Source organism: Sphingomonas sanguinis, from assembly GCF_001476905.1.
Taxonomy (GTDB): Bacteria; Pseudomonadota; Alphaproteobacteria; order Sphingomonadales; family Sphingomonadaceae; genus Sphingomonas; species Sphingomonas sanguinis_B.
The window spans coordinates 1-10,895 of the sequence record NZ_LDTE01000093.1; the positions used below are offsets into that span (position 1 = coordinate 1).

11 protein-coding genes and 2 tRNA genes are annotated in these 10,895 nt (G+C 65.1%); 10 read left to right on the top strand and 3 right to left on the bottom strand.

All coding sequences use genetic code 11. From position 1 onward, the window contains the following. Positions 1-274: 274 nt before the first annotated feature. Positions 275-904, bottom strand: coding sequence for a DNA-3-methyladenine glycosylase family protein (locus SB4_RS14080; RefSeq protein ID WP_058753067.1), 630 nt, complete (start codon positions 902-904; stop codon positions 275-277). Positions 905-973: 69 nt separating this feature from the next. Between SB4_RS14080 and SB4_RS14085 the strand changes: the two genes are divergently transcribed. Then, positions 974-1,291, top strand: a complete 318-nt coding sequence (locus SB4_RS14085) for a 2Fe-2S iron-sulfur cluster-binding protein (RefSeq protein WP_058715782.1) — start codon at positions 974-976, stop codon at positions 1,289-1,291. A gap of 447 nt (positions 1,292-1,738) precedes the next feature. Here the strand turns inward: SB4_RS14085 and rlmB are convergent, their stop codons facing one another. Then, complete coding sequence (gene rlmB, locus SB4_RS14090) at positions 1,739-2,482, bottom strand: 23S rRNA (guanosine(2251)-2'-O)-methyltransferase RlmB (protein ID WP_058753068.1); 744 nt, start codon at positions 2,480-2,482, stop codon at positions 1,739-1,741. Further along, positions 2,482-4,092 carry a M20/M25/M40 family metallo-hydrolase gene (locus SB4_RS14095; protein ID WP_058753074.1) on the bottom strand — a complete coding sequence of 537 codons (1,611 nt, stop codon included), beginning with the start codon at positions 4,090-4,092 and terminating at the stop codon, positions 2,482-2,484. The genes rlmB and SB4_RS14095 overlap by 1 nt, the downstream gene beginning before the upstream one ends. A gap of 170 nt (positions 4,093-4,262) precedes the next feature. Here SB4_RS14095 and SB4_RS14100 point away from each other — a divergent pair. The 9 genes from SB4_RS14100 to uvrB all read left to right on the top strand — a co-directional run bounded on the left by SB4_RS14100 (position 4,263) and on the right by uvrB (position 10,751). After that, positions 4,263-4,348, top strand: a tRNA-Tyr gene (locus SB4_RS14100). A 50-nt stretch (positions 4,349-4,398) separates the two neighbouring features. After that, positions 4,399-4,472: transfer RNA gene (locus SB4_RS14105), tRNA-Gly, on the top strand. A gap of 120 nt (positions 4,473-4,592) precedes the next feature. Beyond that, positions 4,593-4,901, top strand: a complete 309-nt coding sequence (locus SB4_RS14110; protein WP_058715717.1) for a polyhydroxyalkanoic acid system family protein — start codon at positions 4,593-4,595, stop codon at positions 4,899-4,901. A gap of 268 nt (positions 4,902-5,169) precedes the next feature. Next, entirely contained in the window at positions 5,170-5,622 is a 453-nt protein-coding gene (locus SB4_RS14115; RefSeq protein WP_058715716.1) for a DUF2721 domain-containing protein, read from the top strand. Continuing rightward, positions 5,622-6,020 (top strand): DUF4345 domain-containing protein, encoded by a 399-nt coding sequence (locus SB4_RS14120; RefSeq protein ID WP_058753069.1) that lies wholly within the window; start codon positions 5,622-5,624, stop codon positions 6,018-6,020. Before SB4_RS14115 ends, SB4_RS14120 begins: the two co-directional genes overlap by 1 nt. A gap of 16 nt (positions 6,021-6,036) precedes the next feature. Continuing rightward, the gene (locus SB4_RS14125) at positions 6,037-6,783 is read left to right on the top strand and encodes an SDR family oxidoreductase (protein WP_058753070.1); all 747 of its coding nucleotides are present in this window, start codon (positions 6,037-6,039) and stop codon (positions 6,781-6,783) included. Continuing rightward, positions 6,780-7,955, top strand: coding sequence for an MBL fold metallo-hydrolase (locus SB4_RS14130; RefSeq protein WP_058753071.1), 1,176 nt, complete (start codon positions 6,780-6,782; stop codon positions 7,953-7,955). Before SB4_RS14125 ends, SB4_RS14130 begins: the two co-directional genes overlap by 4 nt. Before the next feature lie 147 nt (positions 7,956-8,102). Beyond that, positions 8,103-8,459: a hypothetical protein gene (locus tag SB4_RS14135; RefSeq protein WP_058753072.1), complete on the top strand. Its 357-nt coding sequence runs from the start codon at positions 8,103-8,105 to the stop codon at positions 8,457-8,459. Positions 8,460-8,558: 99 nt separating this feature from the next. Then, the gene (gene uvrB / locus SB4_RS14140; protein ID WP_058753073.1) at positions 8,559-10,751 is read left to right on the top strand and encodes an excinuclease ABC subunit UvrB; all 2,193 of its coding nucleotides are present in this window, start codon (positions 8,559-8,561) and stop codon (positions 10,749-10,751) included. The last annotated feature ends 144 nt before the right edge of the window (positions 10,752-10,895 follow it).

The window sequence follows — 10,895 nt, forward strand, 5'->3', positions numbered from 1 at the left end:
GGTACACAGGGGGCGGGTCCTGTTCCTCGTGCCTTGCTCGCGCCGCCGTCCCTGAACCAGGATATATTTCGTACGTTGGCCGACCATGGGATCATCCAGCCAGAACCGCGCACGATTCACTATTCGACTGGGCAGCCACTGCCGCGCGAGCGCAGACATCCGCATGACAGGTAGCGGCCTGCTTGCCGTCGGCGCTCTGGTTTCCTCGATCCTGCTTTCGACCTCGGTCCTGGTCGGCGTGGCGACGCGTCACACGCCCGACCGCCACTGATCCTCACACCGGGGCGGCGTCGGCCCCGGCGCCGTAATGGTGCCAAGTAAAGATCGCCAGCGCACTGCGGTGGGGGCGGAAGGCTTCGGCAAGCGCGCGGACCTGTTTCTCCGACGGACGCGTGTCATGTCCCAGGATGCGGCCCATCTCGATCTGCACCGCAAGGTCACCTGCGGGCCAGATATCGGTACGCCCTTCCGCGAACAGCAGATAGACCTCCGCCGACCAGCGACCGATACCCTTGACCGCGACCAGCTTGGCGATCGCCTCTTCGTCGTCCTTGGGCAGGTCGGACAGGTTCAGGCGGCCGCTCGTCACCTCCTCGGCCAAGCTGCGCAGATAGCCCGCCTTTTGCCGCGAGATGCCCGCTCCGCGCAGTTCCTCATCGGTGACACCGTGGAGCCGGGTCGGGTCACTCGCATCGCCGAGCAGCTCATGCAGCCGACGCCAATGCGCATCGGCCGAGGCGACCGAGACCTGCTGGCCCAGGATGGTGCGGACCAGCGTGGCATAACCGCGCGCCCGAATGCGCGGCGCGGGATAGCCGATCCGCTGCAATGCAGCGGCGATGGCGGGCTCGGCGGCTGCGAGCGCGTCCATGCTGTCACGAATCTGTTCGGCGCTCAGCCCCATGATGCTTGATCCGCGCGTTCAGGCCCGGCAGAGGCGCTTTCAACATCAGGGCCGACAAGGAGAATGGACATGCCCAAGCTTATCGTCGTGACCCGCGACGGGGAAGAACGCGAAATCGACGGCGAGGCCGGTCTGTCGGTGATGGAAGTCATTCGCGACGCCGGTGTCGACGAACTGCTGGCGCTGTGCGGCGGATGCTGTTCCTGCGCGACCTGCCATGTGCATGTCGACCCGGCCTTTGTCGACACGCTGCCCGCGATCGGCCCGGACGAGGATGACCTGCTCGATTCGACCAGCGACCGGGATGCGACGTCGCGCCTGTCGTGCCAGTTGCCCTTCGGCACGGCGCAGGACGGGATGCGGGTGCGGATCGCGGCGGAGGACTGACGGCGCATTGCGTCGGAACGTCGGAGGCGGGGTTTCGGCCCCGCCTCTTTTTTTGCGCGCAGAGGCGCGGAGGGCGCAGAGATGCCGTCCTGTTGGGTGGCATTCCGGCTTATCCAAGAGATTGTGTTCGCGCGGAGACGCGGAGGCGCGGAGATGTCCGGAGCGGGGCAAGCGGAGCCTGCCATCACGACCGGCAGACTTTTGGGCGGCTCGCGAGGGTAGAGGGGCCTTGCGGCCAGGCACACCATCTCCGCGCCTTCGCGTCTCCGCGCGAACCCTAATCCCGTGGCCTTCGACTTAGCTCAGGCTGAACGGAGGAATGGAATGATGGCCACGCGTACCAACAGCCGTTCACGCTGAGCGAAGTCGAAGCGCACGCTTGGCGCTTGCCACTTCCACCCTCCGCGCGCCAAAAAGGCGGCAGGACCAACCCCGCCGCCCGTCCCATCATCGCGCCGCCACGGCGTACAGCGCGATCGCCGCTGCGTTCGAGACGTTCAGGCTTTCCACCTTCGAGCTGATCGGCAGCTTGGCGAGTTCGTCGCAATGCGCCTCGGTGTTCTGGCGCATGCCTTCGCCCTCGGCACCCAGCACGATGCAGATACGCTGCGTACCCATCGCCTGCGCCAGCGTCTGGTTGGCATGGCCGGTCAGGCCGATGCGCCAGAAGCCCGCTTCCGCGATCTCTTCCAGCGCGCGCGCCAGGTTCACCACGCGCACCCACGGCACCGTCTCCAGCGCGCCGCTGGCCGAGCGGGCGACCGTGCCCGATTCGGGCGGCGCATGCCGGTCCTGGGTCACGATGCCCACCGCATCGAAGGCGGCGGCCGATCGCAGGATCGCGCCGACATTGTGTGGGTCGGTCACCTGGTCGAGCACGACGAGCGGCCGCTGATTGTCCTGCACCTCATGCAGCAGGTCGCCCAGCCAGATATCCTCCAGCGGATCGACCTCGGCCACCAGGCCCTGATGCGGCGCGTCGGACGGAACCAGGCGGCCCAGATCGGCGGCATCCGCAAAAGTGACCGGCAGGACCGGCGGCAGGTCGAGCGCGGCCAGCGCCTCGCGCGTGCCCCAGATCTTGCGCACCGTCCGGTTGGGGTTGGCGAGCGCCGCCGTCACCGCATGCCGTCCCCAGAAGCGGGGGCGGTTGGATGAAGCCTGGCTGGGGCGATGTCCTCGGCGTGCCATCAGTCGTCGTTGTCCGTAAAGTCAAAGGGTTTGGTCGTCGCCGGTTGCGTCGGCACCGGCGGGCGCGGCAACGCCTTGTCCGCATTCGCCGCCGCGAGCAAGACCCCGGCGAGCACGACCGAGGCCTGGCGCATGTCGTCGGCCTTCAGATGGTCGAAGGTATCGGCCGAGCTGTGATGCGTGCGGCTGCCATAATCCAGCGGGTCCTGGATGAACTGGAACCCCTGCACGCCGACCGCCTGCATGAAGACATGGTCGGTGCCGCCGGTCGTCCGCTGCACGACGTTACCTGCGCCCATCGCGGCATAGGGCGACAGCCATTCCTTCAGCATCGGCACCGCCGCCGGATTGTTCTCGGCATAGATGCCCCGCAGCTTGCCCGAGCCATTGTCGATGTTGAAGTACGCGGCGAGGTCGCCGTAACCGGGCTTTTGCGTGATCGGCCAGCGATTGGTCCAGCCATAATAGCGCTTCAGGCCCGATTGCGGCGCATCGTCGGGCCGACCGCGCGACGCCAGATGCTGTTCGACATAAGCCATGGAGCCCAGGATGCCCTGCTCCTCGCCCGACCACAGCGCGAAGCGGATGGTGCGCTTCGGGCGCTGGCCGGTGGCGGCCAGGATACGCGCGGCCTCCATGATCATCGCGCTGCCCGCGGCATTGTCGGAGGCGCCGTCGCCCGCGACCCAGCTGTCGAGATGCGCACCCGCCATCACATAGCCCGCCTTGGGGTCGGTGCCGGGAATCTCCGCGATGATGTTGTACGCATTCACGTCGCTGTCGTCGTAGCGGACGTCGCTCAGCACCTCGATCGTCGGGGCCGGGCCGGTCCTGGTCAGGCGCGCGAGGCGACGATAGTCCTCGGCGGCCAGTTCGATGCCGGGGACAGCAGGCGTCTCGCCCCGCCCGAACAGATAGCCTTCGCCGTGCACCAGCTTGCCGTCGCGATAGCTTTGCGTGACATAGGCGACCGCGCCCTCGGCCTTCAGGAAGGCGTCGAGCTTCTGCGCGAAATCGAGCCGCTTCATCCGGCGATCGGCGCTGTCGGGATCGTGCTCGGGCTGCACATAGACATCGAGCTTGGCAATGTCCTCGCCGGTCAGGCGGCGGAAGGGGGCGCTGGTTTGCTCGTCGCCGGTGCCGGGCATCGATACCATGACGATCTTGCCGCGCAATTGGCCGCGCCATTTGTCGAAATCGCGTGTCCGCTTCATCGGCGCGACGATGACGGGGGCGGTCACCGCGCCGTTGGTGCCGGGCGTCCAGGCGATGGGAATCGCAGTCAGCTGCAGCGGGCGGGGCGATACCATGCGTACGCTGGCCCGCTCGATCGACCAGCCGCGCCCGAAGGCGAAGCCCTCCTTATGGACGTTCTTCAATCCCCATTTCGCAAACTGCTCGGCGGTCCAGCCCTCGGCGGTGCGCATCGCCGGGCTGTTGGTCATGCGCGGGCCGATCACGTCGGTCAGATGCTGCACGGTCTGCATGACCTGGCTGTGGTTCATGCCCTCGTCGATCAGCCGGTTGGCGACGGTCCGGTCCTGCGCGGAAGCCATGGCGACGGGCAGCAAGGCAGCCGCCGCCACCGCAGCGAGCAAGGATGGGCGCATATCGATCATTCCCCGGTCATTTGTCCTGATTGGGTCAAAGGCTATGGCCCATCGTCCGGCGATGCAAGCAAGCGGATCAAGCGTCATCCATGCAAAATGCACAAATCGGCGTTGACAGGCCGCGCCAGCTTCGGCATTGGGCCCGCCTCGCTCCGATGGAGTGACACCCCGGAAGGGTGGCCGAGTGGTTAAAGGCAGCAGACTGTAAATCTGCCCGCGTGAGCGTACACTGGTTCGAATCCAGTCCCTTCCACCATCCCCGCCGATCGGCTAGGGTCGACCACGGCGCTGGATCTGAGGATCTGAGCGGGTATAGCACAATGGTAGTGCAGCAGCCTTCCAAGCTGAATACACGGGTTCGATTCCCGTTACCCGCTCCATCCCCCCAACGCGGTCGGCACCCCTCCCCGCTACGTCATTCGTCGCACAACGCTTGACGCTTACGTCAGCACGCGCCACTCCGCCCGCGATTGTCCCCGTTCAGGAAAGATTTGCGCGTCATGGCATCGGTCAATTTCGACATCCCCCACACCCTGGGTCATGCCGAAGCGCGGCGCCGCATCGAACAGGGCCTGCCCAAGCTGGAATCCAAGATCCCCGGCGGCGGCCAGGTGACCTCCGAATGGCCTGCCGATGACCGGCTGATGCTGACCATCATCGCCATGGGCCAAACGGTGAAGGCTGACATGAACATCGCCGACGATTCCCTGCGCGGCACGGTGGCGATCCCGATGATGTTGTCGATGATGGCCGGGCCGATCGGCGACTTCGTAAAGACCAGCGCCGAGAAGATGCTCGCCCGGGCGTAACGACGCGACGACGTCTGGCCTGCCCCTCATTCCTCCCCCGTAAGGGGCGGGGGACCATGCTCGGCATGGTGGAGGGGTGTCACCGCACGCATGAACGATCTTTCTTCGCCGACCGGGACACCCCTCCGTCAGGCCTCCGGCCTGCCGCCTCCCCTGCAAGGGGAGGAAGGTGATTGGCTTCCCAAGACATCACTCCCGGATAGCCCCCAAACGCCGAAGCCGCATTCCCCCTTGCCCCACCGGGCCCGAACCGCCACCATTTGCGGCGATGCCCACTTTGCCCGCCGTCACCACCATCGCCCAGACCATCCAGTTGTCGCTGGCGCCGGTTTTCCTCCTCGCCGCGATCGGCCAATTGCTGAACGTGCTGGCCGGGCGGCTGGCCCGGGTGATCGACCGGGCGCGCGGGCTGGAGATGATGATCCACAAGGTCGATGACGGGCCCGAGCGCCTGCGCCACAAATGGGAGCTGCGGCTGCTCGACCGGCGCATGTCGATCATCAACGCCGCCCTGTTCCTGGCGGTGTCGAGCGCGGTCATGGCCTGCATCGTCATCGCGGTCCTGTTCATCGCCAACCTGGGCAAATTCCATATCGGCACCTGGATCGCGCTGGCCTTCATCCTGTCGGTCTGCCTGCTGACCCTGTGCCTGGTCGCCTTCATGATCGAGGTGCGCATTTCGCTGCGCGCCATTCACGTCCGCAAGGAAATCCTGGATTGATGTCTTCGCAGGCCGAACGGCGCGCGCTTCAGGTCGTCGTCGCCATCGCCTGCCTGGTGCCGCTGAGCATCGGCGGGATCAGCGTGGTGCGCGGGCCCGGCTGGCTGGGTCACGCCCCCATCATCCCGACAGATCTGGACAGCCAGTTCCGCTATGTCTCCGGCATCTTCTTCGCGCTGGGCCTCGCCTTCACCAGCTGCGTGCCCGCGATCGAGTGCAAGGGCGCGCGGTTCCGGCTGCTTGGGCTATTGGTCGTCGGGGGCGGGCTGGCGCGGGTGCTGTCCTGGGCCAGCATGGGCGCGCCGTCGGTGGGGCACCGGTTCGGGCTGGTAATGGAACTGGGCGTCGTCCCGCTTCTTATGCTGTGGCAGGCCCGCGTCGCGCGGGCACCCCGCTGATTTCAGGAGCACCGCGATGCGCTTTTCCGACCGGCATTTTCTCGTCACCGGCGGCACCTCGGGAATCGGCCTTGCCACTGCGCAGCGCTTGATCACGGAGGGCGGACGGGTGCTCGCCACCGGACGCAGCCCCGATCATATCGCGGAGGCTCAGGCCGCGCTGCCCGGTGCGACGATCCTCACGCATGACGCCGCCGACCCCGATGCGACGGCGGCCCTGGTCGACGCGGTACGCGATTTCGCCCCGCAAGGGCTGGACGGTGCCTTCCTCAATGCCGGGATCGGCCGGTTCAAGACGCTCGATGCGATCGATGCGGACGAATTCGACGAGCATTTCGACCTGAACGTCCGCGCCCCCATGTTGCAGGCGCAGGCGCTGAGCCCGGTGATCCAAGATGGCGGCGCGATCCTGCTCATCGGATCGGGCACAGTCGGCGGCGGACGCGCGGATGCCTTGGTCTATGCCGCCAGCAAGTCGGCCATCCGCCAAGCGGCGCGCAGCCTGGCCACCCAGTTCGCGCCGCGTAGGATTCGGGTCAACGTCGTCGCCCCCGGCGCGACCGAAACCCGCTTCCACACGCGCGGCGGCATGAGCGATGCAGACCTGTCCGCATACAAGGCCAAGGTGTCGAAGGCGGTGCCGCTCGGCCGCCTGGGCAAGCCCGAGGATGTCGCGGGCGTCGCCTGCTTCCTGCTGTCCGACGATGCCGCCTATGTCACTGGCTCGGAATACCGGGTCGATGGCGGGCTCACCATGGCATGACGGCGTTGCGGTGGATCGCCAAGGGGCTTGCCCTGATCCTGATCCTGATCGGCCTGGCCGCGACGATCGTGCCGCATTATCTCGACCGGCTTTATTACGAAGGACTGGAGAGCGGCCATTATGACGGGGCGCGCTTCTTCAATCCCGATGGCGATGCCGATACCTTCCGCATGCCCAAGCGCGGCGGGCGTCGCGGTTTCCTGTGGAGCCAGTTGACCGGCAACGACGGACGCCCCGCCTGGCCCGAGACGGTTCCCGTGCGCCAGAGCAAGCCGCAGCCACACGTCGACGGACAGCGCATGGTTGCAACCTGGATCGGCCATGCGACGGTGCTGGTCCAGACCCAGGGCCTCAACATCCTGACCGATCCCATTTATGCCGAGCGCGCCGGCCCCTTCGGCTTCGGCCCGAAACGCGTGGCAAAGCCGGGTATCGCGTTCGACGACCTGCCCAAGATCGATCTGGTCGTCATCAGCCACAATCATTACGATCATCTCGACCAGGCGGTGCTGAAGAAATTGTGGCAACGCGACCGGCCGCTGATCGTGACCAGCCTGGGCAATGATAGTGTGATCGGACAGGTCGGCGTGCCCGCCACCGCACTCGACTGGGGCCGAGAGAAGGCGATCCGGCCGGGCGTATCGGTGGTGGTCACGCGCAACCATCATTGGGGCAGCCGCTGGTTCGCCGATCGCAACCGCGCGCTATGGTCCAGCTTCGTCGTAAAGCTGCCCGGCGGCAACATATTCTTCGCCGGGGACACGGGCATGGGCGACGGACGCTGGCCCGAAGAGGCCGCGAGGCTGGGGCCGGTCCGCCTGGCGTTATTGCCGATCGGGGCCTTCCGCTTCGTGCCCGGCCAGATGGCATCGGGCAGCCATATCGGCCCGGCCCAGGCGGTGCAGATTTTCGAGCGGCTGGGTGCCTCGACCGCCATTCCCATCCACTGGGGCACGTTCCGCTTGTCCTATGAGGGCTATGACACGCCCCCGCGCCTGCTCGACGCAGCAATGCGGTGTTCGCAAGCGCAGCCGGGCGCGACGTTTGCGGCCGCCCCCTTGGGCCAGCCCATCGTGATCGGCCCGGTCGTTACGCGGCCGGTCGCAGGACGGACGGATGATGCGGAAATGCGCCGCTGCCTGAATACGCCACAAGTTCGCGCCTTAAGATAAAGACTTTATCCAGTTTGGTTTTTCCGTCGCGCAACATCCGAAAGGGATTATATTTCGGATGCAATAGATCTGTGACGACCAAGACTCCTAATACTGAATGGTAGTACATCCTCCAGGCCGAAAAGATTCGGCACAGGGAGAGAATCGATGAGCTATCATAAGTTTGACGAAACCGAAGTGGCCAACGCACTTGCCTATGCCAAGGAAAGCCATGAATTCATGGCCAAACAAGCCGGAGACTATTTCGATCTTTCGCAGGCAGGCGAAATGGCGGTGCTTGCCCACTGTATCAGCGTGACGGTGAAGGATCACAAGATCTGCCTCGAGCTGCCCAAGCCCATCAGCAAGCAGTTCTGCATCCCGATCCCGGTCAAGTTTCCCGACGGCACCGCCGCCCAGGCCTGCCTGAGCATTTGCACGATACTCGGGATTCCGCGTGGCGTGAAAGTCACCATTTCGATCGCGGGCATCACGGTCATCACCAAGGTATTCGGCAGCTGCTGATCGCCGACCGGCCGGACCCACGGGGTCCGGCCGGTTTCCTTGGTCGGAAATGCCGAAGGCGGGGTGACGAAACGGGAACAGATACCCATATTCCCTGTCATGGCGATCCAGATCCGCACCACCCTCGACGAGCCCGAAACCGGGGTCAGCTTCATCCCCCACCGCCCGTCGCGCCCCGAAAAGGCCGAAGGCGGCAAGCAGTTCGAGCTCGTCACCGAATATACCGCCAGCGGCGACCAGCCCGCCGCGATCCAGGAGCTGACCGCGGCGGCCCGCGCAGGCGACAAGGATCAGGTGCTGCTGGGCGTCACCGGCTCGGGCAAGACCTTCACCATGGCCAAGGTGATCGAGGAGTTGCAGCGCCCCGCCCTGATCCTGGCGCCCAACAAGATCCTGGCGGCGCAGCTGTACGGGGAGTTCAAGAACTTCTTTCCCAACAACGCGGTCGAATATTTCGTCAGCTATTACGACTATTACCAGCCCGAAGCCTATGTGCCCCGGTCCGACACGTACATCGAGAAGGAAAGCTCGATCAACGAGTCGATCGACCGGATGCGCCACTCGGCAACCCGTGCGCTGCTGGAGCGCGACGACGTGATCATCGTCGCCTCGGTATCGTGCCTTTACGGTATCGGCTCGGTCGAAACCTATTCGGCGATGATCTTCGACCTGAAAAAGGGCCAGAGCGTCGACCAGCGCGAGATCATCCGTAAGCTCGTCGCGCTCCAGTATAAGCGCAACGACGCCGCCTTCATGCGCGGCAATTTCCGGGTGCGCGGCGACAATCTGGAAATCTTCCCCTCGCACTATGAGGACTCGGCCTGGCGCGTGTCCTTCTTCGGTGACGAGATTGAGGAGATCGTCGAGTTCGATCCGCTGACCGGCAAGAAGGTCGCCAGCCTCAATTCGATCCGCATTTACGCCAATTCGCACTATGTCACGCCCGGCCCGACGATGAAGCAGGCCACGGAGGCGATCAAATTCGAGCTGACCGAACGGCTGAAAGAACTGGAGATCGAGGGCAAGCTGCTGGAGCGGCAGCGGCTGGAGCAGCGTACCAACTTCGACCTGGAGATGATCGCCGCCACCGGCAGCTGCAACGGCATCGAGAATTACAGCCGCTTCCTGACCGGCCGCCTGCCCGGTGAGCCGCCGCCCACTTTGTTCGAGTATCTGCCGGAAAACGCGGTGCTGTTCGTCGACGAGAGTCACGTCACCATCGGCCAGATCAACGGCATGTCGCGCGGTGACCATCGGCGCAAGATCACGCTGGCCGAATATGGCTTCCGTCTGCCCTCCGCGATCGACAACCGGCCGCTGCGCTTCAACGAATGGGACGCGATGCGCCCGCAGACGGTCAGCGTCTCGGCCACGCCCGGCAATTGGGAGATGGAGCAGACAGGCGGCGTCTTCGTCGAACAGGTCATCCGCCCCACCGGGCTGATCGACCCGCCGGTCGAGATCAAGCCGGTCGAGGAACAGGTCCAGGACCTGATCATCGAGGCGCGCAAGACGACCGAGCTCGGTTACCGCACCCTCGTCACCACGCTGACCAAGCGCATGGCCGAGGACCTGACGGAGTATATGCACGAGGCCGGGATCAAGGTTCGCTACATGCACTCCGACGTCGAGACGCTGGAGCGTATCGAGCTGATCCGCGACCTTCGATTGGGCGTCTATGACGTGCTGATCGGCATCAACCTGCTGCGCGAGGGGTTGGACATTCCCGAATGCGGGCTGGTCGCGATCCTCGACGCCGACAAGGAAGGATTTTTGCGCTCCGAGACCTCGCTGATCCAGACGATCGGGCGCGCAGCGCGCAATGTCGACGGCCGCGTGATCCTCTATGCGGACCGGATCACCGGATCGATGGAACGCGCCATGCTGGAAACCTCGCGGCGTCGCGAGAAGCAGATGGCGTACAACACCGAACACGGCATCACACCGCAGACAATCCGCCGTCAGATCGGCGACATCATCGCGCATGTCGCCAGCGGCGATCAGGTGACGGTGCCGATCGACGAGGACCGGCCGCACATGGTCGGCCACAATCTACGCGCCTATATCGAGGAGCTCGAAAAGAAGATGCGCAAGGCGGCCGCCGATCTCGAGTTCGAGGAAGCAGGCCGGTTGCGCGATGAAATCCGCCAGCTGGAGAATGAGGAACTGGGCCTGCCGGTGCATGAGCAGAAGGCGCCGATCATGGGCCGCTCCAACGAGGGCAAGCCGGGGACACGCAAGACGCGGTTTGGGAAGAGCAAGAAGTTCGCGAGTGGGCGGAAGGCGAATTGATTAACGGGGGGCGGGCTACTTGGCGATTACCCTCCCCCATCCCCTCCCGCCTGCGGGAGGGGCGTGCTCGTGGCAGCGGCAAGAATTCCTAAGACGTAGCATCTTGATGCCTGCCCAGTAACGCACCCCTCCCGCAAGCGGGAG